The following is a 26,577-nucleotide window of genomic DNA, read 5'->3' on the forward strand; positions in this document are numbered from 1 at the left end:
TGCGGCTCCTTATTCTGGGTTGGTGGTTAAGCGTGGATTCCGAATGGCAAGGTAAAGCGGACGTCGCCTTCGACCATATCGCGCATATCCGAGAGACCATTACGGAACTGCAGGGTGCGCTCCAGCCCCATGCCGAAGGCAAAACCAGTGTATTCGTTCGGGTCAACACCAACGGCAGTCAAGACGTTGGGGTTGACCATGCCACATCCGCCCCATTCGATCCAGCCGGCACCGCCCTTTTTGTTTGGGAACCAGACATCGACCTCAGCGGAAGGCTCAGTGAACGGAAAATAGTTTGTACGCATACGCGTGGTGGTCTCTGGGCCGAAAAGCGTTTTTGCCAAGTGATCGAGAGTGCCGCGCAGGTGGGCCATGTTCAGCCCCTTGTCGACGGCTAAACCTTCAATCTGATGGAACACCGGGGTGTGAGTGGCATCGAGTTCATCGGTGCGGAACACTCGGCCCGGGCAAGCAATATAGAGGGGCACATCGCGTTCAAGCATAGACCGAACCTGCACCGGCGAAGTGTGGGTGCGCAACACCTGCTGTGAGCCTGGTTTACCAACGTGGAAGGTATCCTGCAGCGTCCGAGCCGGGTGGTCTGGCTTGAAGTTCAGCGCATCAAAGTTGAAATATTCGGCCTCGACCTCTGGTCCATCAGCGATCTCCCAGCCCATACCGATGAAAATATCTGAAATCCGCTCAGACAAAGCAGTGATTGGGTGCAGCGCTCCAGTTTGGTGCCGTGTGGTCGGAACAGTGACGTCAACTCTTTCCCGGATCAGTTGGGCTTGTCGCTCTTGTTCCTCTAATTCTGCATGAATTTGCGAATAAGCCTTTTCCGCTTTACCACGTGCCATATTAACGGCTTTTCCAGCGGCTTTGCGTTGGTCCTTGGGCAATGAGCCTAATGATTGTCGAGCGCGAGGAATATAAGCGCCATCCCCAAGATGTTGCCGTCGTGCTTCGGCAAGGTCTTCCATAGTGGATGCCGCTGAGAAATCTGCCATAGCTTTCTCAGCAGCAGCATCCAAAGCTTCCTGGCTCAAATCAATATCAGTTCCGTTATCAGGTGCGTTCGACACGTCAGCAGTCCTCGCAGTAATCGGTAGTAGTTAAGAATTCGGTTTCGTCCGCATGCCAGTCTAGCGATCAACAATAGGTAACAGGTAGCGGAGTAGCCTTTACGTGCTCAGCACAAATGCTTTAGCGACGCCGGTTTTGCGCTTTGGCGGATTCGTAAAGGCAGATTGATGCAGCCGTCGCTAGATTCAGTGATTCCGCGTTGCCACGAATAGGGATTGACACTCGGTGATCAGCGCGAGCAGCCACACCCGCAGAAAGACCATGCGCCTCATTTCCCAGCAACCAAGCAGTGGGTTTGTGCAACATGCCAGATTCTTCAGCTTCTTCTAGAGTTATCTCCCCATCGGCGGACGTCGCCAAGATCTGCAGATTTGCCGCGCGTAACTGGCCCAATACATCGTTAACGCCTGTTTCTCGCGCCACGGGTGTATGGAATAGTGAACCCGCAGATGCACGCGCCACTTTGTTGGAGTGCGGATCAACAGTGTTTCCCGCGAATACGACGCCGTCTGCACCAAGGGCATCCGAAACGCGGATTAGTGTGCCCGCGTTCCCCGGTTCTGAGGTTTCCACAGGTATCGTCAGCAAGCTCGGGGAAGATTTGATGATTTTGCCGGCACTAAACATCACGGGTAAACAAACCGCGAAGATACCCGGGGTGGTTGTCGTTTCCGAAAGTAATTTCGCCGCACCGTCAGTAATCGGGTGAATATACACATCCATAAACCCTGCGGTGCTCACAATATGCTCGAAACGCTCAGCAGCACTCTGCGTTACAAACAGATCAGTCGCTGCACCCGTCGAGACTGCCGCGTCTACTGAATTCTCGCCTTCGATAAGGAAACGTTGTTCTTTCTTACGGACGGCGGCACGGTGCAGCTTCGCTGCTCGGGACACGCGCGGTGTGCGCTCGGTAAACGGGGCGGAAAAATCTAGCGTCATGGTGGCTTAGTCTACGGGATCAGAGTTAAGGTCTGCAGAACAGCGAAACGCCCCCGGAATCTTCCGAGGGCGTGTGGCGCATACGTACGGTGTTGCGCGGAAAATTAAGCGTTTGCCGGTGCGTTGACGTCGGCAGGCAGTGCGGACTTGGCAGCCTCACACAGTGCGGAGAAAGTGTCAAAGTCATTGACAGCCAGCTCTGCAAGCATCTTGCGGTCAACCTCGATCTCAGCCAAACGCAGGCCGTGGATCAGACGGTTGTAGGTGATGTCATTCATGCGGGCTGCAGCGTTGATGCGCTGGATCCACAGTTTGCGGAATTCCGACTTACGCGCGCGACGGTCGCGGTAAGCGTAAGTCATGGAGTGCAACCACTGCTCTTTTGCTACGCGGTAGCGGCGGGAGCGCTGACCCCGGTAGCCCTTTGCGGACTTCAGGATTGTGCGACGCTTCTTCTTGGCGTTAACGGACCGCTTTACTCGTGCCACGGTGAAACTTCCTTAAATCTTGTTGTTGGTACTGATGTGGGATGAAACGAGTGGGCCTTTAGGCCTTGCCAAGCAAACGCTTGATGCGCTTCTGATCAGCCTGTGCAACGTCAACGTCACCCTTCAGACGGCGGGTGCGCTTAGAAGGCTTGTGCTCCAGCAGGTGGCGACGATTCGCCTGCTCACGACGCAACTTGCCGGAACCAGTCTGCTTGAATCGCTTTGCTGTGCCCTTGTGGGTCTTCTGCTTCATGGAGTTTCCTTAATCCCTTTAATTGACGGTTCGTTATTTCTTGCCCTTGCGTACTGGACCAAGCACCATGGTCATGTTGCGACCATCCTGCTTCGGTTTGGCTTCCACGACGCCATATTCTTCGACATCGTTAGCCAAGCGTTCCAGTAAGCGGAAACCAAGTTCAGGGCGCGACTGCTCACGACCGCGGAACATGATGGTTACCTTGACCTTGGAGCCCTTTTCCAGGAAGCGGACAACATTGCCCTTTTTGGTCTCATAGTCATGGTCGTCAATTTTTGGACGAAGCTTTTGCTCCTTGACGACGGTCTGCTGCTGATTCTTCTTGGACTCACGGGCTTTTTGGGCTTGTTCGTACTTGAACTTGCCGTAGTCCATGATCTTTGCGACAGGTGGCTTTGCGTTCGGCGCAACCTCAACTAGATCAAGATCGGCCTCATAGGCAACTTTGCGGGCGTCGTCTGTACGAACGACACCAACCTGCTCACCTTCAGGACCGATAAGACGGACTTCCGGTACTCGAATACGCTCATTAATGCGAGCTTCAGCGCTGATGTGTGACTCCTAAGTTCAAAAGGGGCGAATGAAACGTCTACCCTGCCACAATAAGAGCACTCCCCCGAGAAAGCACACGTCAGGGATCAACACAGAGATCACTCGACGTATGCACCTTTACCCGTAACCAGCTCACGGAGCGGTATAAGGTGGGAGGAGACTCCACTTGCGACCTAAGTTCCTGGACGGAACCCTAGGTGGTAGTACGCATCAATCTAGCACGCATTAATCAATCACACAAATCGATGAGCACCTTCCCCATAGGAATGCCGCTGCATTGCGGTCACTCGCTCCGAACAGGGCCATCACTCGCTCTAAGCATGCAGGATTTCCGCCAAAAATTGCCCGGTATAAGAGGCTTCCACCTTCGCCACATCCTCTGGAGTACCTTGCGCCACCACAGTGCCGCCACCAGAGCCGCCTTCGGGCCCCATGTCGACAATCCAGTCTGCTGCCTTAATTACATCCAGGTTATGCTCAATAATCAGCACTGAATTCCCTTTGTCCACCAGGCCTTGAATTACCAACATCAAGCGGCGAATGTCCTCAAAGTGCAACCCTGTGGTCGGCTCGTCCAGAATATAGACAGTGCGACCATGCGAACGCTTTTGCAACTCCGATGCCAGTTTCACCCGCTGCGCCTCACCACCGGACAGCGTCGTCGCTGATTGCCCCAAGCGCACGTAGCCCAAGCCGACGTCGACGAGTGTCGCTAGATAGCGATGGATTGAAGTAATCGGCTCGAAGAACTCGGCTGCTTCCGAAATCGGCATATTCAACACTTCGGCAATGTTTTTGCCTTTATAATGCACTTCCAGTGTTTCCCGGTTATAACGCGCGCCCTGACACACCTCACAAGGCACAAACACATCAGGAAGGAAGTTCATCTCAATCTTGAGAGTGCCTTCGCCTTGGCAGGATTCGCAACGCCCTCCCTTCACGTTGAAGGAGAAACGCCCAGGCTTATAACCGCGCACCTTAGCCTCTTGTGTTTCGGCAAATAGGTTGCGGATCTTATCGAACACACCGGTATAGGTCGCTGGATTGGAACGCGGAGTACGCCCAATCGGTGACTGATCGACCTGCACCATCTTGTCCAGGTTTTCGATACCTTCCACGCGCTTCGCCCGCCCCGGAACCTGACGGGCACGGTTAAGCTCGTTGGCCAAAGTCTTCGCCAAAATGCCGTTGACCACGGTAGATTTTCCCGATCCCGAAACTCCCGTGATGCAACACAGCACCCCTAGCGGAATGGTGACGTTGATGCCGCGCAGATTATTTTCCCGAGCACCAACAACGGTCAGCTGCCGCTCCTTATCAATTGGACGACGCTTTTCTGGAACTGCCAAAACCTTACGCCCAGACAGGTAATCCCCGGTTAACGATCCCGGGCAATCCGCAATCCCTGCAGGGGCCCCCTGATAAACGACCTCGCCGCCATATTCACCGGCGCGCGGGCCAATATCGACCATCCAATCCGAGGCACGAATCGTGTCCTCATCATGTTCCACGACAATCAAGGTATTGCCCAAATCGCGCAAGCGCTGCAAAGTAGCGATTAACCTGTTATTATCACGTTGATGCAAACCAATGGACGGCTCATCCAACACGTACAACACACCGGCGAGCCCGGCTCCGATTTGCGTGGCCAAGCGGATGCGCTGTGCCTCACCACCAGAAAGGGTGGAAGCACCGCGGTTGAGCGTGAGATAGGTCAGTCCGACGTCGACAAGAAATTGCAGACGCGCTTGGATCTCTTTGAGTACTGCACCAGCGATGATTTCGTTACGGTGATCCAACTGCAGCGTATCCAGGAACTGCGTGGCTTCTTCAATCGGTAGCTCTGCCAGCCCGGCGATCGAAAGCTCACCATGCGAGGTAGAAGCCAGCCGCACAGCGAGGATCTCCGGTTTCAAGCGTGTGCCCTTGCACTTCTTGCACGGCACCTGGCGGGTATAAGCCATGAAACGGTCTTTTTGTGAATCCGATTCGGCAGTATCCAACTTGCGACGCACATACCCTGCCGCACCTTCGAACGGGGCCGTCCAATCGCGCTGCCGACCGTAACGGTTTCGGTACCGCACACGAACTTCAGTTTTCGTGCCATTAACCAGCGCATCACGCTGCTGCTTAGTCAGTTGTGAAAATGGTGTCTCCGGGTCAAAATCCAGTGTCTTGGCCAGACCTTCGACTAATTTAACGAAATACCGTTGATTCGGGCTGGCGTACCAGGGCTGCACCGCCTTATTGGCTGGGGCATCCGGATCCGGAATCAACAAATCCTGATCCACCTCGTGGCGTGAGCCTAAACCGTCACAACTCGGGCAAGCACCGTACGGTGAGTTAAAGGAAAAGGAGCGGGGTTCATACTCATCAATCGTCAGAGCATGCCCGTTTGGGCAGGCGGAGTTCTCAGAAAACATCCGAGTAGAATCCGGATCATCAACAAAATCAATGGTCACCAGGCCGTCGGCAAGACGCAAGGCCGTCTCCACCGAATCGGTCAACCGTTGTTTATGTGAAGCCTTAACCTGCAAACGGTCCACGATGACGTCGATATCGTGCTTGATCTGCTTTTTCAGTGTCGGTGGATCACTCAGCTGATAGATTTCACCATCAATCCGTGCGCGAGAAAAACCTTGTGCAGACAAACCAGCAAACAGATCCACAAACTCGCCCTTGCGTGTGCGCACGACTGGCGCTAGCACCTGGAATTTGGCTTTTTCCTCGTGCGCAAGCACCTGATCGACGATCATTTGTGTGGTTTGCCGTTCGATCACGGCATCGCAGGTAGGACAATGCGGGGTGCCTGCACGCGAAAACAGCAAACGCAAGTAGTCGTAAATCTCGGTGATCGTCCCGACAGTCGAACGCGGGTTGTGGTTGGTTGACTTCTGGTCAATTGAAACCGCTGGCGACAAGCCTTCAATAAACTCGACGTCCGGCTTGTCCATTTGCCCGAGGAACATACGGGCATACGAAGACAATGATTCCACATATCGACGTTGCCCTTCGGCAAAAATAGTATCGAACGCCAGTGAGGATTTACCCGAGCCAGAAAGCCCGGTAAACGCGATCATCTTATCGCGCGGCAAATCAATGTCCACGCCTTTTAGGTTATGTTCGCGTGCACCTTTGACCACCAAACGATCCGCCACGGATCCACCAAGCCTTCCCACAATTTTCTGTTTATATATCCGGCTGCAACCAGCACGCTTTAGACGCTCTCGTCCCTTCAAAACTACCAGGTTGTATGCAGCAACCATTATCGACGTAAACTGTCTGCATGAGCACCCTAGCGTTACATTCTGTGTCCATATCAGAGATGGACAACCAGTGTTATTTTCTTGTCGACGGCGACCAGGCGTTACTAATCGACGCCGCAGACGATGCCCCACGGCTGCTAGCTTTCGCTCAGGAATTAGGAGTCACCATCACCACGGTGTTGACCACCCACCGCCACTGGGATCACACGCGCGCGTTGGAAGAGTTGTTGGAAAAAACTGGCGCAAAGCACTACGCGTCATACCTGGATGCCCCAGCAATCCCCGGCAACATCGATGTGGAGCTACAGCATGGCGACGTTCTCGAATTCGCTGGCAAGGAATACCCAGTGATTATCTTGCGTGGGCATACTCCCGGTGGAGTCGCTTTAGCTGCTGTGATTGATGGTGTACCAAACTTGTTCGTCGGCGATTCGCTATTCCCGGGCGGTTTAGGAAAAACCGATTCCGAAGGCGATTTCGTGCGCTTGTTCCATGACGTCAGCGACCGGATTTTTGACCAATACCCCGATGAAACCAAAGTTTGGCCCGGGCACGGTAACCCAACCACTTTGGGAGAAGAGCGCGGCAAACTTACAGAATGGTGGGAACGACGCTGGTAAGTAACGAACAATGCCCACCACACTTTGTAGGCAGATAACGTAGAATTAGCGCTTAGTACTTCAAGCTACTATTACAAGGAGCATTACTAGCTATGATCCGCAAGATCGCACGACCAATGCTGGCTTCAGTCTTCATCCTCGACGGCGTTGATGCGCTGCGTAAGACTAACGAACGCGTTGACACCACCGAAGACCTGATCGCGCGTGTGCGCAAGATCGTCCCAGCAGACATCGCGGACGCTATTCCTAACAGCCCAAAGACCGTCGCTCGCGCTTTGGGCGGCATTAAAGTTGGTGCTGGTTCCCTGTTTGCTATCGGTAAGGCACCACGTCTGGCTGCTGCAACCCTGGCAATCACTAGCTTGCCGACGCTTTTCACCCGCGATGCTTTCTGGTCTGCAGACGAAGATGACGAGCGCCGCGCACGTCTAAACAACTTCGCTACTTCCTCAGCTTTGCTGGGTGGCTTGTTCATCGCTTCCCAAGACACCGAGGGCAAACCAGGCCTGAAGTGGCGCGCAGAACACGCTTCGAAGCAGGCTGGCAAGAAGATGCAGCAGGCACTGCCAACACAGTCTGATTCCGAAAAGATGCTCCAGGATGCCCGCGAAAAAGCAGGCGAATTCGGTGGTCAGGCTAGCGACTGGATCAAGGATTCCAGCGAAAAGGCGCAGGCCTACGTCAAGGACAACAAGGGCGACTGGTCCAAGAATGCCAATGAATGGCTGGATGCTGCACGCTCCAACGCCAAAACCGCCAAGAAGAGCACCGTAAAGGCCGCTAAAAAGGCCCAGGACAAGGCCAATGATGCTCTGAAGGACGCCGAGAAGAAGCACGGCAAGAAGGCAAAGAAAGCCCGCAAGAACGCCGAGAAGATTCAAAGCAAGGCAGACAAAGCTCTGTCCAAGGCTATGAAGAAGCTCGACAAGAAAATCGATTTCTAGGAAAATACTGACCATTGTCTCCCCGTAGAACTACGGGACAGCAATCCACGGGTTCGCAGAGAACCAAACGAGTACATCACTCGAACTATTCTGCAGAGCTCGCTGCCGAACAAAGCTATGTTGATGCTTTGTTCGGCATTTTGGATTCAGATGTCTCTCAAGCACGACAGCGTCTTGCCGACGCACAGCTAACTATCGACCCTGCCAATGCTGATTCCGATGCCTTGCTGCGTCGCGAAACCGAATATCACCGACTGCAAGAAAAACTCGACCAGTTGAACCTGGCGCAGATCGGTCTGGTTTTTGGACGCATAGATGTGGACGCGAAAGGTGAAAACCCGACGTCAGAGGGTCTGGACCGCCGATACATCGGACGCATCGGTCTCATGGATCGTGATGACGACTACCGTTCACTGCTGATCGACTGGCGCGCCCCTATGGCTCGGCCGTTCTATTTGGCCACTACTGCCCACCCAGAGGGAGTACGGGTTCGCCGACATATTCGCACCGCGGATCGCGTCGTCAAGGATATCGACGACGAGCTCCTATCTGGCACCGCTCCAGGCGACGCGGATCGCGCTGATGTAGCCGGCGAGGCTGCACTGCTGCACGCAATGAATAGCGCTCGCGGCGAACACATGGAGTCCATCGTAGAAACCATCCAGCGAGAGCAGGATGCGATCATTCGCGATAGCACCCGCGGGGTTCTCGTCGTGGAAGGAGGACCCGGCACAGGGAAAACTGCCGTCGCGCTGCACCGAGTCGCCTACTTGCTATACACCTGGCGGGAGCAGCTTTCACGGACCGGCGTATTGATCATCGGGCCGAACCCGACTTTTTTGAACTATATTTCGCAGGTTCTTCCCGAATTGGGGGAAACTGGCGTGGTTCTAAGTACGATTGGCCGTCTCTACCCGGGGTTGCGCCCTACCTTGCACGACACTGCTGAAACCCGACGGGTCAAAGGCTCGCTGCAGATGGTCGATGTATTGAAGGCAGCGGTCAAGGCTTATCAACACGTGCCGAAGCATAGCCGGGAAGTGGTGCTAGAAGGCACTCGCGTGGAGCTGACACCAACCATGGTGAAAACAGCTCGTACAAAGGCACGACGGTCGCGAAAACCGCACAACGAAGCCCGTGAAATCTTCAGTGAGCAGCTCCAAGAGCTTCTTGCGCAGGGTTTGGCTGAAATCATAGGCCACGATCCACTAGATGGTGGCAACCTACTCAATAGCGCGGATATTTCAGCGTTGCATGAAGATATTTCCGATGAGGCCATCGTCGACGAGCTTGTAGACGAGTTCTGGCCGCAGTTAGGGCCGCGCCAAGTATTGCGCGAACTGTTATCCGACCGTGAGACATTGCACGCTGCTTGTCGCGGTAACGGGGGCGAAGAATTCACGTCTGCCCTATGGCGTTCGGAGCAAGGATGGTCGGATTCTGATGCCGCACTGTTGGATGAGCTTGCCCAGCTGCTGGGCAGCGGTGATGACGAACAGCAAGCTGCTGCGGATGAGCAGGAATGGCGCGAAGCACTGGAAGAAGCCGAGGGTGCACTGGATATCCTGGCTACTTCGGAATCGACCGATAACGATGATGTCTTCGACTCAGAAATACTGTCTGCGCACCACGTGATCGACGCGGAAACCTTAGCGCGTCGCCAGCAGGCACGCGATTATCGGACCACCGCCGAGCGGGCAGAAGGCGACCGTACCTGGGCATTCGGACACGTTGTCGTCGACGAAGCGCAGGAACTTTCTGCGATGGAATGGCGAATGGTGTTTCGCCGGAGCCCTAACCGATGGATGACGGTAGTTGGGGATCCTGCCCAAACGAGTTCACCGGCTGGCTGTGATAGCTGGAGCGAGGCATTGGAGCCGTTCGTCGGCAAGCGCTACCGGCAGCATCAACTGACGATTAATTATCGAACACCGGTGGAAATCGCTGAGCTGGCCGAAAGCATCGTGCACAAGTACAGCCCGGATACCACAGTGGCCCAGGCTATCCGTAACCGGAAAGGCGCTGTGCGCTGGCTACCAAGTGGTACCTCAGCGGAGGAGGTTCGTGATCAATTGCGCGCAGACGAGACTGCAGTGAGTGCGGAAGACGATACCGCTGACCAAAACCAGCGCAGTTATGCGATTATTTCTGCCCACAATGCCGCCACGTACAAGGGCCTAGAATTTGACCACGTGATCGTCGTGGAGCCGGAACAAATCATCGCTGCTTCCTCGCGCGGATGGCAGGATCTCTACGTTGCATGTACCCGCGCAACGCAGACTCTCAGCATTATCGGCACGTTGGACTTAGCAGGGTGAGACTAAGAAGGCTTGGACTTAGCAGGGTTGAGATTAGACAGGCACTAGTACCACGCCGGTTTTCACCGGTCGGCGCCTGTCTAACTGTGGTGGCTATGCCACGGTGTGCACGATAATCACGTCACAATCGGATTGTCGTGCGATATCTGCTGGCACCGAGCCCAATAACCGTCCCGTCAGGGTATTGATGCCACGGTTTCCTACCACGAGCACATCAGCATCGTGTTGGGAAACTATGCGCATTAGCGCCGCGACGGGGCTTCCAGTTTCCATGGCTGCAGCCACTGTCTGTACGCCAAGCGCTCGGGCCTCTTCACACGCTGGTTGCAATATAGAATCGGCTTGTTCTTGTCCGACTACTGGATGTTCACTTTGGCATTCTTGCTGACCGACTGTGTCTTCAGGTTCGTAGTAGGCGCACGCGATGATTAACTCGGCGTCGAAGGCTGCGGCCAAACGCGCAGCACGCCGGACCGCTAATAGTGATGACGGGGAGCCATCGCTGCCAACCACAATGGTGGAATAATCTTCGTTGCTAGGATCGGCGGGTGGCTTCCCCATGCCGGAGGATTCAGATCTCATGATTCCCGGAGCCCTGCTCCCCTATGCTTGCGCTTCGTCTGCTTGTTCATGATGATCACTGTTGACAACCAACACGTCTACATCAAAGCGCCGAGTAACCTCACTGGGTATGCTGCCAAAAACACGACCGGACAGCGTCTTTAGGCCGCGGTTGCCGATGACCACAAGATCGGCTGCGGATTCTTCAACCACCTCCCGTAGCACTGCTACCGGGCCCCCATTAAGTGCACGAAGCTCGATGTGCCCTGCACCTTCGTCCGTAGCTACCTGTTGGGCTTCGAGCAAGATATTTTCGGCTGCATCGCGATTAATAACGGGCAGCGCATTTGCGTCGGCTTTGGCATCAATCATGAGACCATTTTTCTGGTAAAAAGCAGAAACGATGATCAGCTTAGCTTGAAATGCCCGCGCCAGACTCGCAGCTGACCGTACCGCATGCAGTGACGAGTCCGATCCGTCAGATCCAGTAACAATAGTGGAATATGCGACCACGGGGAGTTCCTTCCGAACTTGGCAATAGTGCGATTCTAACGCCTTATCTCAAACTCCACGGAAAAATCACCGGAGAATCCGGCAAATATGACGCGATTATCACCACACTGGCTGCAAGTTATATACCAGCTTCTTTCACTCCGCGCAGTTCCTTTTTCAGATCCGCGATCTCATCACGCAATCGGCCTGCCAACTCGAACTTGAGATCCCGGGCAGCAACCTTCATTTGCTTCGTCAGATCGTCGATAAGAGTTTGGATCTCGCCTTCTGCCATGGATGACACGTCTGGCTTGTCGACGAGGGCCGCATCGCCGGATTCCGAGTTATTTGCCGCTTCCCCGTCATCACCAGATTCGTAAACTTGATCCAGGATATCCGCGATCTTTTTCCGCAGTGGCTGCGGGTCGATGCCGTGTTCCTTGTTGTAGGCGATCTGCTTTTCCCTGCGGCGTTCGGTTTCTTCGATAGCGTTGTTCATTGATTCCGTGATCCGGTCGGCGTACATGATCACTTCACCTGAGACGTTACGAGCGGCACGACCAATCGTTTGAATCAGCGACGTCGTCGAACGCAGAAAGCCTTCTTTGTCTGCATCCAAAATCGCCACCAGGGAAACTTCTGGCAAGTCCAAGCCCTCACGCAACAAGTTGATGCCGACAAGCACATCGAACTCACCCAACCGCAACTGCCGCAGCAATTCCACACGTTGCAAGGTGTCAATGTCGGAGTGCAGGTAGCGCACCTTGACACCGTGTTCCAGCAAGTAATCAGTAAGGTCTTCGGCCATGCGTTTGGTCAGCGTGGTCACGAGCACGCGCTCATTCTTTGCCGTGCGCGTTTTCACCTCATCGATAAGGTCGTCGATCTGGCCTTTGGTTGGTTTCACGGTGACCTTCGGGTCCACCAGGCCCGTCGGACGAATGACCTGCTCTACGTATTCACCACCGGCTGCGGTGATTTCGTAGTCACCCGGGGTGGCAGAGAGATAGACAGTCTGGCCGACGCGTTTTTCAAATTCGTCGAAAGTCAGTGGCCGGTTATCCAGAGCGGAGGGTAAACGGAAACCGAAATCCACTAAATTCCGTTTACGCGACATATCGCCTTCGAACATGCCCCCGATCTGTGGGACGGTCACGTGTGACTCGTCGATGATCGTGAGGAAGTCTTCTGGGAAATAATCCATTAATGTTGCTGGCGCGCTGCCAGCCTCTCGTCCGTCGATATGGCGAGAGTAGTTCTCGATCCCTGAGCAGAAACCGACTTGTTCGATCATTTCCAGATCGTATTCGGTGCGCATGCGTAACCGTTGGGCTTCGAGAAGCTTGCCGCGGTTTTCCAATTCTGTAAGACGCTGTTGCAGCTCCTTTTTGATGTCCGCAATGGCTTTTTCCATGCGTTCTGGCCCCGCGACGTAATGTGTGGCTGGGAAGATGCGAACCTCGTCGACTTGTTCTAGGATGTCGCCGGTCAAAGGGTGGATATAGTACAACGCGTCGATATCGTCCCCGAAAAATTCGATTCGCACAGCGCGTTCTTCATAGGCCGGGATGATATCGACGGTATCGCCGTTGACGCGGAAGGCACCGCGGGTAAATCCGACGTCGTTGCGTTCGTATTGAATATCGACCAGCAAGCGCAGGAAGCGGTCACGCTCGACTTCGTCATCGACCTTCATGACGACGGAGCGGTCCAGGTAGGACTGTGGGGTTCCCAGACCGTAAATGCACGAGACGGAAGAGACCACGACGACGTCGCGGCGTGAGAGCAGCGCGGAGGTCGCGGAGTGGCGCAGGCGTTCGACGTCCTCGTTGATTGAGGAGTCTTTTTCGATATAGGTGTCTGTCTGCGCGACGTAGGCTTCCGGCTGGTAGTAGTCGTAGTACGAAACGAAGTATTCCACCGCGTTGTGCGGGAGAAGCTGTCGCAATTCGTTGGCTAGCTGCGCCGCGAGGGTTTTATTCGGCGCCATGACTAGCGTGGGGCGCTGCTGTTGTTCAATCAGCCAGGCTGCGGTGGCGGATTTACCAGTACCGGTGGCGCCGAGTAGGACGACGTCGGATTCGCCTTCTTTCAGGCGCCGATCGAGTTCTTTAATTGCTGTTGGCTGGTCACCGGCCGGTTGGTACTCAGAGACGACCTCGAAGGTCTTTTTCCGGCGCTCGATTGCGCCGACTGGGCGGTGTTCGGATTCAGATAAAACAGGGTACTCAGCAGCAAAAGCCATAGTCGCCAGTCTACTCTGCTATCTCGGCTGCGCTTGCTTGGTCAACTGTTTAATCTTGTCGACGGCTTGTGCGATTTGTTGCGTTAGGTCTTCTTCAGTGCCGTTGTTGTCAAGGAGGATGTCTGCGTATTGTTTGCGCGTTTCGTCGTCGATTTGCGCGTTGATGCGACGGCGGACATCGTCTACGTCGAGGCCACGCTTGGTAGTCAGCCGTTCGAGGCGCACGTGTTCTGCGGCGTGCACGACGATGGTTGCGTCCATGTCTTTGTGTAGGCCTTTATCAATCAGGAGGGGCATGTCGTAGATGACGGCTTCTGCCCCATTTTCGCGGGCTTCGTCGAATAGTTCTTGTGTGCGCTGGTTGATGCGTGGATGGGTGATGTTGTTGAGTCGCTGGGTGGTGTCTTTATTTGTAAAGGCGCGCGATGCAAGCAGTCCGCGGTCAAGGGAGCCGTCGGCATTGAGGATGTCTTCGCCGAATTCTTTGGCGAGTTCGGCCAGTGCGGGTTGGCCGGGTTCGACGATTTCGCGTGCGATGAGGTCGGCGTCGACGATTGGGAATCCGTGTTCTTGCAGGATTCGGGCGACGGTTGACTTACCGCTGCCGATCCCTCCGGTAAGTCCGATAATTTTCATAATCCCAGTGTAGAACGCAAAAACCCACTTCTCAATGCCCGGGTTAAGGCAGAAAGAAGTGGGTTCTTATGTTTTTGCGGCGCTAGCTGAGAACTTTGGCTAGCTAAGCGGCTTGTTTAGTTGCCAGCCAGCTTGTCGCGCAGTGCAGCAAGCTGCTCGTCGGAAGCCAGGGAGCCTGCATCCTCGGTGGTGCCTTCGGATGACGGAGCGGCATCCGATGCGCCGGACTCGGAGGAGTAGTTAGCGGCTTCGTCGCTGTTAGCAGCGGCTTCTGCTGCGGCACGGTTGCGCTCGATTTGCGCGGTGTGCAGCTGGAAGCGACGCTCGGACTCGGCGTAACGAGCTTCCCAGGCTTGACGCTGTTCGTCGAAGCCTTCTTTCCACTCGTTGGTCTCTGGGTCGAAGCCTTCTGGGAACAGGTAGTTGCCCTGCTCGTCGTAGGAGTCGGCCATGCCGTACTTGGATGGATCGAATTCCTCGGTGTAGTCCTCGTCTGCCTGCTTCAGGGACAGGGAGATGCGACGACGCTCGAGGTCGATGTCGATGACCTTGACCATGGCTTCTTCGCCAACGTTGACAACCTGGTCTGGAACCTCGACGTGGCGCTGGGCCAGCTCGGAGATGTGAACCAGGCCTTCGATGCCTTCTTCGACGCGAACGAACGCACCGAATGGAACCAGCTTGGTGACCTTGCCTGGAACGATCTGACCCACAGCGTGAGTGCGGGCGAATACGCGCCAAGGATCTTCTTGGGTTGCCTTCAGCGACAGCGAAACGCGCTCGCGGTCCAGATCAACATCCAGAACCTCAACGGTTACCTCGTCACCAACGGTGACAACCTCGGATGGGTGGTCAATGTGCTTCCAGGACAGCTCGGAAACGTGTACCAGACCGTCGACACCACCCAGGTCCACGAAGGAACCGAAGTTGACGATGGAGGAAACGACGCCCTTGCGAACCTGACCTTTTTGCAGCTGGTGCAGGAATTCGGAGCGAACCTCGGACTGGGTCTGCTCCAGGTATGCACGGCGGGACAGAACAACGTTGTTGCGGTTCTTGTCCAGCTCGATGATCTTAGCGTCAAGTTCCTGACCGATATAAGGCTCCAGGTCACGAACGCGGCGCATTTCTACCAGGGAAGCAGGCAGGAAGCCACGCAGACCGATGTCCAGGATCAGGCCGCCCTTGACAACCTCGATGACGGTACCGGTGACGTGCTGATCGCTTTCCTTGAGGTCCTCGATGGCACCCCAAGCGCGCTCGTACTGGGCGCGCTTCTTGGAAAGCAGCAGACGGCCTTCCTTGTCTTCCTTCGTCAAAACCAGGGCGTCGATCTGGTCGCCCAGCTGAACAACCTCATCTGGGTTGACGTCGTGCTTGATGGACAACTCGCGAGAAGGAATTACGCCCTCGGTCTTGTATCCGATGTCAAGCAGTACCTCGTCGTGATCGACCTTGACGACGGTGCCTTCTACAATGTCACCGTCATTGAAGTACTTGATGGTCTCGTCGATCGCGGCGAGAAAATCCTCAGCAGTGCCGATGTCGTTTACGGCTACCTGAGGGGCCTTAGAAGCTGTCATATTGTTGCGTGCTCCGAAATGGATAGGAAATCGATTGTGTACATTCGCAGTCTCTCGAAGGCTTCACTTCAGACAATGAACCAAAGAACGGTTCAGCCTTTCATGTAAGCTCACGATCTCGCGCTACAAGCACGTCGAACTTCCTATCAGAGTTCACGCACTTCTAACGCATAGACATGCCCCACAAAGCATAAACCCGTTCAGTGAGCTATGCAAGCTTTTGTTCTCTATTTTCCGGTCGGAGCAGGGAAGTTTTTTAAAACCCAACCGCCAGACACAACTCTCTAACACTACTCCGGTGTTAACTACATCCCCACAGGTCAAGACACGCTTCACTAAAACCTATCACCCCAAACTTGTTCAACAATTTAGGCTTGGCTAAATAACGGGTGAATCAAAACACACGAAAATTTCAGTGAGAGAACAGTCACTGCTATACTTTGCGCAATCCCGCGATCTCACCTCGGCAAAACTACTTACATGTACTTGCAGTGATATTTCAGTCGCCAATTGACGTCATCGCGTGGAGCTTTGAATTCGACACTCACAGGAGAATGTAATGAAGATGACGAAGTCCATCGGAGTGCTGGCAGCTGCCGGGCTCTCACTGACGCTGGTTGCCTGCAGCGACGATTCTGGAAGCTCCAGTGCTGGCGGCAGTACTGAAGGCGGCACCAACTACGTGCTTGCCAACCTCACAGAGCCACAAAACCCGCTGGTTCCCGGAAACACCAACGAGGCTGGCGGCGGAACCGCAATTCAGTTCCTCTATTCGGGACTGACCTACTACGACGCCGAGGGCGAATCACACAATGACCTCGCTGAAAGCATCGACTTCGACGGCGACCGCACCTATACCGTCAAACTGAAAGATGCCAAGTGGGAAGACGGCACCCCGATTACAGCCAATGACTTCGTCGATGCTTGGAACTACACAGTCTCGGAATCGTTGCTCCAGGAGTCTTTCTTCACACCAATCAAAGGTTATGCAGAAGGCGCAGAGTCCATGGAAGGTCTGACCGTCGAAGACGACAAGACCTTCACCATTGAGCTTTCCGAGCCAACCGCTGACTTTGAGCAACGTCTCGGCTACGGCCCATTCAAACCACTGCATCCTTCAGCATTTGACGACATCGACGCCTACGGCGAAAAACCAATCGCTAATGGCCCATACAAACTCGCTGAGTGGAACCACAACGAAAACATCCTTCTCGTTCCTAATGAGGAATACGAAGGCGACCGCAAAGCACAAAACGACGGCGTCGACTTCCGCATCTACACCCAGCAGGATGCCGCCTATGCAGATCTGCTGTCCGGAAACCTGGACGTCATTGATTCCATTCCGGAATCCGCATTGTCTCAATTCGAAGACGAGCTGGGCGATCGGGCAATCTCGCAACCATCCGCAATTTTCCAGGCATTCACAATCCCGAGCGAGCTAGAGCACTTCGAGGGCGAAGAAGGCAAACTTCGTCGTCAAGCCATCTCCCTCGCTTTTGACCGGGAAGAAATCTCCAAGACGATTTTCCGTGACACCGTTACCCCAGCCAAGGACTTCACCTCCCCAGTTATCCCTGGTTATGAAGAGGACCTAGAGGGCAATGAGGTTCTTGAATTCGATCCTGAAAAGGCGAAAGAACTCTGGGAGCAGGCCAACGATATCAGCGAGTTCAACGGCACTTTCGAAATCGCTTATAACGCCGATGGTGGCCACCAAGCGTGGGTTGATGCCCTCACCAACCAGTTGTCGAATAACCTCGAAATCGATGCGATCGGCAACCCATACCCTGATTTCAAGGGTCTGCGCGATGACATCACGAGCGGAAGCATCGACACCGCTTTCCGTTCCGGTTGGCAGGCCGACTACCCATCTTTGGGTAACTTCCTGGAACCGAATTTTGCCACCGGTGGTAGCTCAAACGACGGTAAATACTCGAGTGAAGAATTCGATGCCAAGTTGGCTGAAGCACAGCAGGCAGAAAGCGCCGAAGAAGCTACCAAGCTCTACTCGGAAGCACAGAAGATCCTCTTTAAGGACCTGCCAGCAATCCCAATGTGGTACTCCAACGCTGCGGCCGGATATTCCGAAGCTGTCGAGAACGTAGAATTCGCATGGAACCGAGTTCCAGTGTTCTACGCCATCACCAAGTCTTAAGAAAAAGCTAATGAGTGTTACAAAACACTCAGATAGGTTACACTAAGGCGACGTCAATCCGGTCAGTCCGAATGCGACTGACCGGATTTCGCCCGTTATAAGTTAAGGAAAAACCTATGTTGCATTACATAGGGCGCCGAGTCTTGCAAATGGTTCCAGTCTTTTTCGGAGCCACGTTCTTGATTTTTGCCCTCGTGTTCTTGATGCCAGGTGATCCCGTCGAAGCCCTCGGCGGCGACCGTGGTCTCAGTGATATTGCCCGGCAGCGTATCCAGGAAGAATACAACCTGGATAAGCCCTTCCTCGTGCAGTACCTGCTCTACCTCAAAGGCATTTTCACCCTTGATTTTGGCATGACTTTTTCTGGCCAGTCAGTCTCATCGCTTATGGCCAATGCCTTTCCGGTGACGATCAAACTGACAGTAATGGCTGTCGTGTTCGAAACCATTTTTGGTGTGCTGTTCGGTTTCATTGCCGGAATTCGCCGCGGCGGAATCTTCGACTCCACCGTTTTGGTGCTGTCTCTGCTGGTAATTGCGATTCCATCCTTCGTGATCGGTTTCGTGATGCAATTTTTCGTCGGTGTGAAATGGGGCTTGTTACCCGTCACGGTCGGTCGTAACGAAACCTTCCTCGAGCTGCTCATGCCCGCCATCGTGCTGGGTGCAGTATCGCTGGCCTATGTCATCCGCTTGACCCGGCAATCCGTATCGGAAAATCTCCGGGCAGATTACGTGCGCACCGCTCGCGCCAAAGGCATGTCGGGCGGCTCAGTAATGACCCGCCACGTGCTGCGGAATTCCATGATTCCCGTGGTTACCTTTATCGGCGCCGACCTCGGAATTCTGATGGGCGGTGCAATCATTACCGAAGGAATCTTCGGCATTAACGGTATTGGTGGCACTTTGTACCAGGCGATTATCCGTGGTGAACCCGCCACCGTCGTATCCATCACCACCGTGCTGGTCATCGTCTACATCATCGCCAACTTGCTGGTCGACTTGATGTACGCCGTGCTCGATCCAAGGATTCGCTATGACAAATAAGAACTACTTCCAACGCCCGCGCCTGGAACGCTACGTCGCAGACACCGATGAACAAGGCCTGGGCGCAGTCGACGCCGTGAACGACGACCGCCCGCCACGTTCCCAATGGGGCGAAGCCTGGGCTAGCCTGCGCAAACGCCCCCTATTTTGGGTCTCGGCAGTTTTGATTCTGTGCACCATCGCCTTGGCACTGTTCCCGCAGCTCTTTACCTCGACTGATCCACGCTTTTGTGAATTATCAAATTCCCTGGGTAAACCAACTTCCGGTCACCCATTTGGCTTTGACCGTCAAGGCTGCGATATTTATGCCCGCACCGTTTATGGCGCACGCGCTTCGGTGGCCGTAGGAATTCTTGCAACCGCCATGGTCATGATTATCGGTACCATCATTGGCGCAACCGCCGGCTTCTTCGGCGGCTGGGTGGACTCGGTCCTCTCTCGCTTTACCGACGTTTTCTTCGCCGTGCCACTGCTGTTGGCCGCCATCGTCGTCATGCAGATGTTCCGCGAATCGCGCTCGCTATGGTCTGTGGTCCTGGTGCTGTCATTATTCGGTTGGACGAATATCGCACGTATTGCCCGTGGAAGTGTGATGAGCGTGAAAAATGAAGACTTCGTTACCGCCTCCCGCTCACTTGGTGCCTCACGCTGGACCATGCTGACCAAACACATCCTGCCAAATGCCGCGGCTCCAATCATCGTCTACGGCACCGTCGCACTCGGTGTGTTCATCGTCGCCGAAGCTACCTTGTCCTTCCTGGGTATCGGGTTACCACCAGAAGTCGTGAGCTGGGGTGGCGATATTTCTTCGGCACAAAGCTCGTTGCGTACCCGACCTGAAATTCTGTTCTATCCAGCCGGAGCACTGGTAATTACCGTGCTGAGCTTCATCCTCATGGGCGATGTCGTCCGCGACGCCCTAGACCCGAAAGCGAGGAAACGATGAGTTCTTCCGAGAAACACTCCAGTGGTGCCAAAACCGACGTAACAAAAACCAGCGAAGCTACCTCAACTGCAGACTCACCACAGCCTTTGCTGCGCATGGACGACGTGAAGATTTCATTCCAGTCATCGACAGGTGTCGTCGAAGCAGTCCGCGGAGTCAGCTTCGATATTTATCCCGGTGAATCCGTCGCGATCGTCGGCGAGTCGGGATCGGGTAAATCCACCACCGCGATGTCGATCCTAGGGCTATTGCCCGAAAACGGTTCAGTCACTGGTGGCTCGATCATCTTCGACGGCCAGACCATCAACGAGATGAGCGAACGGCAGATCCAGCAAATTCGAGGTTCAGAAATCGGACTGGTCCCGCAGGACCCGATGTCCAACCTGAACCCGGTATGGAAGATCGGCACGCAAGTCGCGGAATCTCTGAAGGCGAATAACGTCGTCGGCAAATCCGATGTGAAAAAGCGCGTCAATGAATTGCTGGCGGAAGCCGGTTTGCCTGATCCAGAATCGCGCGCGAACCAATACCCTCACGAGTTTTCTGGTGGTATGCGCCAGCGAGCATTGATCGGTATTGGCTTGGCAGCGAACCCACGTCTGCTTATTGCTGACGAACCAACCTCCGCGTTGGACGTGACCGTGCAGAAAAAGATCCTGGACCACCTGAAAACTCTGACTGATCAGCACGGCACTGCCCTGCTATTTGTCACCCACGACCTGGGGCTGGCGGCAGAGCGTGCAGAGCACCTGATCGTAATGCACCGCGGACGCATTGTAGAAGCCGGACCTTCGCGGGAAATCCTGGAAGACCCGCACCACCCGTATACGCAACGCCTGGTCAATGCTGCTCCCTTGATGGCCTCGCAGCGCACCCACACCACCGCACAGGTAGGCGTCGGCAAACAGGCTGATGAAACCGCCGCGCAGGATCACAAGCCAGCGCACGACAAAGCTGCCCCGCAGGAGATTATCCGAGTAAAAGACCTGACGAAGGAATTCCCGGTTCGCGGCAAACGCGGTGAAATGTTTAAGGCCGTTGATAACGTCTCCTTCACGCTGAACAAGGGCGAAACTTTGGCAGTCGTCGGAGAATCTGGTTCCGGTAAATCCACCGTGGCGAATATGGTGCTGAACCTGCTGGAACCAACCTCGGGCGAAATTCTGTACCAAGGCGAAAACGTGCAAAAGATGACGGCGAAAGAAATCTTCCGCTTACGCCGCAAGTTGCAAGTTGTGTTCCAAAACCCGTATGGCTCGCTGGATCCGATGTATTCGGTATACAAGTCCATCGAGGAACCGCTGGTACTGCACAAGGTTGGCAACCGGAAGTCGCGTGAAAAGCGAGTCGCCGAATTGCTGGATATGGTGGCCATGCCAGCGTCCGCTATGCGCCGCTACCCCAACGAGCTTTCTGGTGGTCAACGCCAGCGCATCGCTATTGCGCGCACTCTAGCGTTGGAACCAGAAGTTATTGTGCTCGACGAAGCCGTGTCTGCTTTGGATGTCCTGGTGCAAAACCAGGTCATCGAACTGCTCAATGAACTACAGCAGAACCTGCGTTTGTCCTATCTGTTCATTACGCACGATCTGGCAGTGGTCCGCCAGACCGCCGATAACGTGGTGGTGATGAAAAATGGGCAGATTGTGGAGCGCGGCCCGACAGAATCGCTGTTCGACGATCCGCAGCAGGACTACACCAAGGAACTCATCAACTCGGTTCCAGGTCTGTCCATCAAACTCGGTTCTGGGTTGCAGCAGGGCTAAAACCTGGGGTAGAACCGGGCTAGCACAAGGCTAAGCCCTGGCTACGGGGGATGCCGGGGTACAACCGCCACAGCTGGGTCAGCAAAGTACGACTAAAATGGGCTTATGGTCCGCACACGTACTTCGTACCCAGCAAGCACCCGATTTCTGCAGGTGCTGCGCGTCCAGGATGTCACCGACGGCATGCGTCGGGTCACCCTGGGCGGCCCACAACTAGCAGCGCATACTGCCGACAACGGCTACGTCGTCCCAGAGTTTCGCTCAGATAATTTCGATGACTCCATCAAACTAATCCTGCCCAATTCTCCTGGACAACAACCCGTGGGCCCATCGCAGCGCGATGGAAAATTGGATTGGCCTGCAAAATCTTCGTCGTCGCCACGCCGAACTTATACCGTGCGCCGTTTCAATAGCCAGCACGGCGAGCTAGATATAGATTTTGTTTTGCACGGCTCCGGCCCCGCCACCTCGTGGGCGTCGCAAGCCCAACCCGGCGATATTCTGCAAATCGCAGGCCCGAAGTCGACGTCTTCCCAACCGCAAGGCGCTGACTGGATCCTTGCCGCCGGCGATGCCACCGCGTTGCCCGCGCTGAGCCGTTGGCTAGAAGAATGGCCTGCCGGGCAGCGCGGCAAGTTTTTTATTTTGGTCGACGAGCACTCCCACCGCCAACAACTCCCCTGCCCAGAAGGCGTGGAAATCACCTCGTTGTTCCACAGCGATGGGGACACACTGTACGATGCCATCACTGCCACCGACTGGTGGGACGGCGAAGTTTTCGCCTGGATAGCTGGCGAGTCTGCCAGTTTGAAACCAATTCGCCGGTGGCTGGAGGAGGCCAAGGGGCTACGTAAACACCAGATGCATTTTTCTGGTTATTGGAAATCCCGCACGAAGCACTACTCCACGCCACCACGCCGGGCGCCAGAAACGCTGGCCAGTCCCAGCGCACATACCGCAACAACGAACACTGCCGAACCAGCACAATTAACGCCGCACAAGGACGGGCACGCTGGGAACGGTACGTCAACCCGCAACACTCAGGCAGAATTTGCCGCCCTGAGTGACCTCACCGCGGCTTTCGCCATTCGCACGGCAGTAACCGTGGGACTGGGCACCACTTTGGCCACCGCCCCGCGTGATGTGCACGAGCTTGCCGCAGCCACGAACACCCAACCGGCTGGGTTAGAAAAACTGCTGGTGTACCTGGAAACCCTGGGCTTGGTTTCCCGTGCCGCGTCTGCGCAGTGGCAGTTGACTGCTTCTGGCCGGGTTCTGGCTGAAGACGCCACCGTCGAGCAGCTATCTGATAACAATCAGCGTAACCAAGCAGCACTGGCGGGTCTCGTGCACCTGCATACCGCGCTTGTCGACGGCTACCACCCGGGAATTGCGGCTGCGGCCGGGACAGCCACGGGATTAGGCACCGCAGCAGCACCAACCGAAGCAACCGAAACAACAGACGCAACCGACGCAACTAACTCAGTCATCCCGGTGACTGCGGATCTGGCCCAACGTGACGATGCGGCGGCAACCGAGTATCTGCAGGATCTCTACCGCAAGCAACAACAAGCCGGGGCAGATTCGCTGCGGCTTGCTTGCCAGTGCCGGTTGCCGGATTCCATCGGTGAAACTGGTGCCACCGCGCGGTCTGCTGCCTCACGTTCTACCACCGCGCAGTCTAGTGCTGAGCGATCTAGTGCCGAGAGCGCACTGGTCACCTTCGCACTGTACGGCGAGCAGCTGCGCAGCCGGGAAGAGCTGTATTATCTCTTCGGCCGCGCAGGGTTGCCAGCGCCGACCGTCGGCAAGCACGGCTCCGATCTGCCAGATGCAGGCAGCTTAGTCTTCGAGTTTCGGACCTAGAAGAAGTGGCTCACGCCCCGACCGCAATGCCGAGCAACTTGCGGTTGGCTCTCGAGCACTCCAGAATGCTGCCGGGTGCTAGCTCTAGCTAAGCTAGTGCTCGGCGGCTTGCCAGTTGGTGCCCGAGCCGGTGGAAACCTCCAGCGGGACGGTCAGCGTGATGGCTTGATCCATTTCGCGTTCCACCAGCTCGCGGACCTGCTCTAGCTCGCCTTGCGCGATTTCCACGACCAACTCGTCGTGCACCTGCAGCAGCACCCGGGACCGCAGCTTCGCTTCCCGCAGCGCGTCGTCGACGCGGATCATCGCCACCTTAATGATGTCTGCGGCCGTGCCCTGAATCGGCGCATTCAACGCGGCCCGTTCGGCGTTCTCCCGGGCAACGCGATTATCCGAGTTCAGCTCCGGCAAATAACGGCGCCGCCCAAACACCGTTGCGGTAAAGCCATCATGCCGGGCCTTTTCGACGACCTCATCCAGGTACTGCTTCACCCCACCGAAGCGGGCGAAGTAGTTTTCCATGATCTTTTTCGCCTCCCCCGGTGGAATATTCAGCTGCTGCGATAGGCCATAGGCAGACAAGCCGTACACCAGGCCGTAGGACATTGCCTTAACCCGGCGGCGCAGTTCCGGGGTGACTTCTTCCACCGGGACGTCGAACACGCGCGAGCCGACGTAATTGTGCAGGTCTTCGCCTTCTTGGTAGGCCTGGATCAGCCCCGGATCTCCGGATAAGTGCGCCATCACGCGCATTTCGATCTGCGAGTAGTCCGCACTCAGCAGCGTTTCAAAACCTTCACTGACCTGGAATGCGGAGCGGATTTTCCGTCCGGCCTCGGTACGCACCGGGATATTCTGCAAGTTTGGGTCTGACGAGCTCAACCGGCCGGTCGAGGCCACCGTTTGGTGGAAGCTGGTGTGAATGCGCCCATCGCCTTGCACGGTTTTGGACAAGCCTTCCAGGGTGGTCTTCATTTTCTGGTATTCGCGGTGTGCCAGCAGCCGGTCCAAAAATGGGTGCGGGTGCTTCGCCGCCAAAGCCTCGATCTCACCAGCGGCGGTGGAATAACCAGTTTTGGTTTTCTTCGTCTTCGGCAAATCTAGGGTCTCAAACAGCACAGTTTGCAGCTGTTTAGGAGAATTCAAATTCAGGTTCTCATCACCGGCCAGCTCGCGGGCGGCGTCTTGTTCTTCGCGCACCATCTCGGCGAAGGTCTCGGCTTGCTCGTCCAATACCTCACGGTCGACGGCAATGCCGGTGGCTTCCATCGTTCCTAGGATCTGCACTAGCGGCAGCTCCAGGTCGCGGTAGAGCTCGAAACTCTCGATCTTCAGCAACTCGGCGGTCAAAAGCTCCGCCAGCTCGAGGATCGCCCCGGCTTTTTCCAACAGCTGCTGGGTTTCCCCCTCCCCGCCCGGCAAGGTTTTCTGCAGGTGGCGCTGGTAAACATCGGCCAGATCATAACCGCGCTGGCCTGGGCGCAGCAGATATGCGGCGATCGCGGTGTCGTGGCTGATGCCGCGCAGCTGGTAGCCGCGGCCTGCCAGCATGTGGAAGGCCGCTTTAGCCTCGTGCAAATATTTGCTGGCGCTGTCGTCGGCAAGCCATTCTGCCAGGGCTTTGTCTTCGTCGGCGGAAAGATCTTCCAGCACCACCGTGATGCCCTGCCGGTTCGTGTCGACGAGCGCAATCGCTGTGGCATCACCCTGGCCCGGCGCGCCGTTGCCGTCGACGAACATGGCGACGCCTTCGGTGTGCTCGGCGAGCCAGTCGGTGAGTGTGGCTTCGTCGTGTGTGATGGCGGGTAATTCGGGGGTGTCGTCAATCTCGGCTTCGGCGCCAAATACGCCGAGTACGCGGTCGCGTAGGTTGGGGCCGAATTCGAGGTCGTCGAAATGGGCGGCCACTTGGTTGGCGTCGACGTTGGCAAAAGAAAGATCATCCGGGCTGTGCGAAAGCTGCATATCGGTGATCATTTGCGTGAGTTCACGGTTGAGGCGCACTTGTTCAATGCGTTCGCGGAAGCTGTTGCCGGCTTTGCCTTTGATGTCGTCGGCGTGTGCGATCAGCTCGTCGAGGCTGCCGTATTGTTTGATCCATTTTTGCGCGGTCTTTTCGCCCACGCCGGGGATGTTGGGCAGGTTATCGGATGGGTCGCCACGTAGCGCGGCGAAGTCCGGGTATTGCTGCGGGCTCAAGCCGTATTTTTCTTCTACAGCATCTGGGGTGAAGCGGTGCAGCTTGGATACCCCGCGCATGGGGTACAACACGGTGGTGGTGTCGTTGACCAGCTGTAGGTAGTCGCGGTCGCCGGTGACGATCAGTGTTTCGTATTCGCCGGACTGTGCCCCGGCCGCGGTGGCCAGGGTGGCGAGGATGTCGTCGGCCTCGTAGTTTTCGACTGAGAGCGTGGTGATGCCGAGTGCTTCGATGACTTCGCGGATGAGTTCAACTTGGCCCTTGAATTCTTCTGGCGTGGCCGCGCGCTGGGCTTTGTAATCCGGGAATTTTTCGGTGCGGAAGGTCTTGCGCCCGACGTCGAAGGCCACTGCGATGTGGTCGGGTTTTTCATCGCCGACGATGCCGGTAAGCATGGTGAGGAATCCGTAGACCGCGTTGGTGTGCTGGCCGCCGCCGGTAGAGAAATTTTCTGCCGGGAGTGCGTAAAAAGCACGGAAGGCCATGGAGTGTCCGTCGATGAGCAAGAGGCGTTTCATGCCCTACACCTTAGCCGCCGACGGCAGCACACTACAGCCGCAGCGCTAGAGCCCAACCGCCGCAGCTAGAGCACCATGGCCTGCTGCCCCG

The 26,577-nt window shown here is 55.6% G+C and carries 20 protein-coding genes; 8 read left to right on the forward strand and 12 right to left on the reverse strand.

Annotation, left to right across the window (positions count from 1 at the left end):
• Nucleotides 1-26 precede the first annotated feature (26 nt).
• The 6 genes from pheS to uvrA all read right to left on the reverse strand — a co-directional run bounded on the left by pheS (nt 27) and on the right by uvrA (nt 6,482).
• Nucleotides 27-1,085, reverse strand: coding sequence for a phenylalanine--tRNA ligase subunit alpha (gene pheS, locus A5774_RS05635; protein ID WP_064833771.1), 1,059 nt, complete (start codon nt 1,083-1,085; stop codon nt 27-29).
• Between the two features lie 121 nt (nt 1,086-1,206).
• The gene (locus A5774_RS05640; protein WP_021352213.1) at nt 1,207-2,028 is read right to left on the reverse strand and encodes an RNA methyltransferase; all 822 of its coding nucleotides are present in this window, start codon (nt 2,026-2,028) and stop codon (nt 1,207-1,209) included.
• Nucleotides 2,029-2,132: 104 nt separating this feature from the next.
• Nucleotides 2,133-2,516 carry a 50S ribosomal protein L20 gene (gene rplT, locus A5774_RS05645; RefSeq protein WP_021352214.1) on the reverse strand — a complete coding sequence of 128 codons (384 nt, stop codon included), beginning with the start codon at nt 2,514-2,516 and terminating at the stop codon, nt 2,133-2,135.
• A gap of 58 nt (nt 2,517-2,574) precedes the next feature.
• Entirely contained in the window at nt 2,575-2,769 is a 195-nt protein-coding gene (rpmI, locus tag A5774_RS05650) for a 50S ribosomal protein L35 (RefSeq protein WP_018120128.1), read from the reverse strand.
• Nucleotides 2,770-2,802: 33 nt separating this feature from the next.
• Complete coding sequence (infC, locus tag A5774_RS05655; RefSeq protein ID WP_081703749.1) at nt 2,803-3,324, reverse strand: translation initiation factor IF-3; 522 nt, start codon at nt 3,322-3,324, stop codon at nt 2,803-2,805.
• A 314-nt stretch (nt 3,325-3,638) separates the two neighbouring features.
• The gene (uvrA, locus tag A5774_RS05660) at nt 3,639-6,482 is read right to left on the reverse strand and encodes an excinuclease ABC subunit UvrA (protein WP_064833773.1); all 2,844 of its coding nucleotides are present in this window, start codon (nt 6,480-6,482) and stop codon (nt 3,639-3,641) included.
• Between the two features lie 128 nt (nt 6,483-6,610).
• Here uvrA and A5774_RS05665 point away from each other — a divergent pair, with 128 nt between their 5' ends.
• The 3 genes from A5774_RS05665 to A5774_RS05675 all read left to right on the forward strand — a co-directional run bounded on the left by A5774_RS05665 (nt 6,611) and on the right by A5774_RS05675 (nt 10,472).
• Nucleotides 6,611-7,210: an MBL fold metallo-hydrolase gene (locus A5774_RS05665; protein WP_021352216.1), complete on the forward strand. Its 600-nt coding sequence runs from the start codon at nt 6,611-6,613 to the stop codon at nt 7,208-7,210.
• A 92-nt stretch (nt 7,211-7,302) separates the two neighbouring features.
• Nucleotides 7,303-8,154 (forward strand): DoxX family protein, encoded by an 852-nt coding sequence (locus tag A5774_RS05670; protein WP_021352217.1) that lies wholly within the window; start codon nt 7,303-7,305, stop codon nt 8,152-8,154.
• Nucleotides 8,155-8,168: 14 nt separating this feature from the next.
• Complete coding sequence (locus A5774_RS05675; RefSeq protein ID WP_064833775.1) at nt 8,169-10,472, forward strand: UvrD-helicase domain-containing protein; 2,304 nt, start codon at nt 8,169-8,171, stop codon at nt 10,470-10,472.
• A gap of 93 nt (nt 10,473-10,565) precedes the next feature.
• Here the strand turns inward: A5774_RS05675 and A5774_RS05680 are convergent, their stop codons facing one another.
• The 5 genes from A5774_RS05680 to rpsA all read right to left on the reverse strand — a co-directional run bounded on the left by A5774_RS05680 (nt 10,566) and on the right by rpsA (nt 15,989).
• Complete coding sequence (locus tag A5774_RS05680; protein WP_023019545.1) at nt 10,566-11,054, reverse strand: universal stress protein; 489 nt, start codon at nt 11,052-11,054, stop codon at nt 10,566-10,568.
• A gap of 21 nt (nt 11,055-11,075) precedes the next feature.
• On the reverse strand, nt 11,076-11,546 hold the full coding sequence (locus A5774_RS05685; protein WP_021352220.1) for a universal stress protein: 471 nt from the start codon (nt 11,544-11,546) through the stop codon (nt 11,076-11,078).
• 118 nt (nt 11,547-11,664) lie between these two features.
• Nucleotides 11,665-13,770, reverse strand: a complete 2,106-nt coding sequence (gene uvrB, locus A5774_RS05690) for an excinuclease ABC subunit UvrB (protein WP_021352221.1) — start codon at nt 13,768-13,770, stop codon at nt 11,665-11,667.
• Nucleotides 13,771-13,788: 18 nt separating this feature from the next.
• The gene (gene coaE, locus A5774_RS05695) at nt 13,789-14,406 is read right to left on the reverse strand and encodes a dephospho-CoA kinase (RefSeq protein ID WP_027017820.1); all 618 of its coding nucleotides are present in this window, start codon (nt 14,404-14,406) and stop codon (nt 13,789-13,791) included.
• A gap of 116 nt (nt 14,407-14,522) precedes the next feature.
• Nucleotides 14,523-15,989: a 30S ribosomal protein S1 gene (rpsA, locus tag A5774_RS05700; protein WP_023019548.1), complete on the reverse strand. Its 1,467-nt coding sequence runs from the start codon at nt 15,987-15,989 to the stop codon at nt 14,523-14,525.
• A 559-nt stretch (nt 15,990-16,548) separates the two neighbouring features.
• Between rpsA and A5774_RS05705 the strand changes: the two genes are divergently transcribed.
• The 5 genes from A5774_RS05705 to A5774_RS05725 all read left to right on the forward strand — a co-directional run bounded on the left by A5774_RS05705 (nt 16,549) and on the right by A5774_RS05725 (nt 23,768).
• Nucleotides 16,549-18,144 (forward strand): ABC transporter substrate-binding protein, encoded by a 1,596-nt coding sequence (locus tag A5774_RS05705; protein ID WP_023019549.1) that lies wholly within the window; start codon nt 16,549-16,551, stop codon nt 18,142-18,144.
• A 116-nt stretch (nt 18,145-18,260) separates the two neighbouring features.
• The gene (locus tag A5774_RS05710) at nt 18,261-19,190 is read left to right on the forward strand and encodes an ABC transporter permease (protein WP_023019550.1); all 930 of its coding nucleotides are present in this window, start codon (nt 18,261-18,263) and stop codon (nt 19,188-19,190) included.
• On the forward strand, nt 19,180-20,136 hold the full coding sequence (locus A5774_RS05715) for an ABC transporter permease (protein ID WP_027017817.1): 957 nt from the start codon (nt 19,180-19,182) through the stop codon (nt 20,134-20,136). The genes A5774_RS05710 and A5774_RS05715 overlap by 11 nt, the downstream gene beginning before the upstream one ends.
• Before the next feature lie 95 nt (nt 20,137-20,231).
• Complete coding sequence (locus A5774_RS05720; protein WP_064833781.1) at nt 20,232-21,902, forward strand: ABC transporter ATP-binding protein; 1,671 nt, start codon at nt 20,232-20,234, stop codon at nt 21,900-21,902.
• A 105-nt stretch (nt 21,903-22,007) separates the two neighbouring features.
• Entirely contained in the window at nt 22,008-23,768 is a 1,761-nt protein-coding gene (locus tag A5774_RS05725) for a siderophore-interacting protein (protein ID WP_064833777.1), read from the forward strand.
• A gap of 93 nt (nt 23,769-23,861) precedes the next feature.
• On the opposite strand, the gene polA is transcribed toward A5774_RS05725, so the two are convergent.
• Nucleotides 23,862-26,486 (reverse strand): DNA polymerase I, encoded by a 2,625-nt coding sequence (polA, locus tag A5774_RS05730; protein ID WP_064833779.1) that lies wholly within the window; start codon nt 26,484-26,486, stop codon nt 23,862-23,864.
• Nucleotides 26,487-26,577 lie beyond the last annotated feature (91 nt).

The organism is Corynebacterium sp. EPI-003-04-2554_SCH2473622 (genome assembly GCF_001665955.1).
GTDB classification, from domain to species: domain Bacteria; phylum Actinomycetota; class Actinomycetes; order Mycobacteriales; family Mycobacteriaceae; genus Corynebacterium; species Corynebacterium pseudodiphtheriticum.

Bases quoted from the DNA above. Each gene is read 5' to 3' on its own strand.
- A5774_RS05640 (WP_021352213.1), bottom strand. From the start codon at position 2,028: ATGACGCTAGATTTTTCCGCCCCGTTTACCGAGCGCACACCGCGCGTG.
- rpmI (WP_018120128.1), bottom strand. From the start codon at position 2,769: ATGAAGCAGAAGACCCACAAGGGCACAGCAAAGCGATTCAAGCAGACT.
- A5774_RS05665 (WP_021352216.1), top strand. From the start codon at position 6,611: ATGAGCACCCTAGCGTTACATTCTGTGTCCATATCAGAGATGGACAAC.
- A5774_RS05670 (WP_021352217.1), top strand. From the start codon at position 7,303: ATGATCCGCAAGATCGCACGACCAATGCTGGCTTCAGTCTTCATCCTC.
- A5774_RS05680 (WP_023019545.1), bottom strand. From the start codon at position 11,054: ATGAGATCTGAATCCTCCGGCATGGGGAAGCCACCCGCCGATCCTAGC.
- uvrB (WP_021352221.1), bottom strand. From the start codon at position 13,770: ATGGCTTTTGCTGCTGAGTACCCTGTTTTATCTGAATCCGAACACCGC.
- coaE (WP_027017820.1), bottom strand. From the start codon at position 14,406: ATGAAAATTATCGGACTTACCGGAGGGATCGGCAGCGGTAAGTCAACC.
- rpsA (WP_023019548.1), bottom strand. From the start codon at position 15,989: ATGACAGCTTCTAAGGCCCCTCAGGTAGCCGTAAACGACATCGGCACT.
- A5774_RS05705 (WP_023019549.1), top strand. From the start codon at position 16,549: ATGAAGATGACGAAGTCCATCGGAGTGCTGGCAGCTGCCGGGCTCTCA.
- A5774_RS05710 (WP_023019550.1), top strand. From the start codon at position 18,261: ATGTTGCATTACATAGGGCGCCGAGTCTTGCAAATGGTTCCAGTCTTT.
- A5774_RS05715 (WP_027017817.1), top strand. From the start codon at position 19,180: ATGACAAATAAGAACTACTTCCAACGCCCGCGCCTGGAACGCTACGTC.
- A5774_RS05720 (WP_064833781.1), top strand. From the start codon at position 20,232: ATGGACGACGTGAAGATTTCATTCCAGTCATCGACAGGTGTCGTCGAA.
- A5774_RS05725 (WP_064833777.1), top strand. From the start codon at position 22,008: ATGGTCCGCACACGTACTTCGTACCCAGCAAGCACCCGATTTCTGCAG.
- polA (WP_064833779.1), bottom strand. From the start codon at position 26,486: ATGAAACGCCTCTTGCTCATCGACGGACACTCCATGGCCTTCCGTGCT.